The 269-nt window shown below is 68.0% G+C and carries 1 protein-coding gene; it reads left to right on the forward strand.

The features are described 5' to 3' along the window. The coding region (locus tag IH68_RS51490) for a B12-binding domain-containing protein (RefSeq protein WP_037886807.1) at positions 1–269 on the forward strand (269 nt) is incomplete at both ends.

Consider the following 269-nt stretch of genomic DNA (forward strand, 5'->3'; position numbering starts at 1 on the left):
CAAGGCCGAGGAGCTGGCCGCCCTGCCGCTTCAGGAGCGCCTCAAGCGGCGCATCATCGACGGCGAGCGCAACGGCCTGGAGGCCGACCTCGACGAGGCACTCCAGACCCGCAAGGCCCTCGACATCGTCAACGAGACGCTCCTGGACGGCATGAAGGTGGTCGGCGAGCTGTTCGGCTCCGGCCAGATGCAGCTGCCGTTCGTGCTGCAGTCCGCCGAGGTGATGAAGACGGCCGTCGCCCACCTCGAACCGCACATGGACAAGGTCG

It is taken from the genome of Streptomyces sp. NRRL S-646 (assembly GCF_000720765.1).
Classification (GTDB): Bacteria; Actinomycetota; Actinomycetes; order Streptomycetales; family Streptomycetaceae; genus Streptomyces.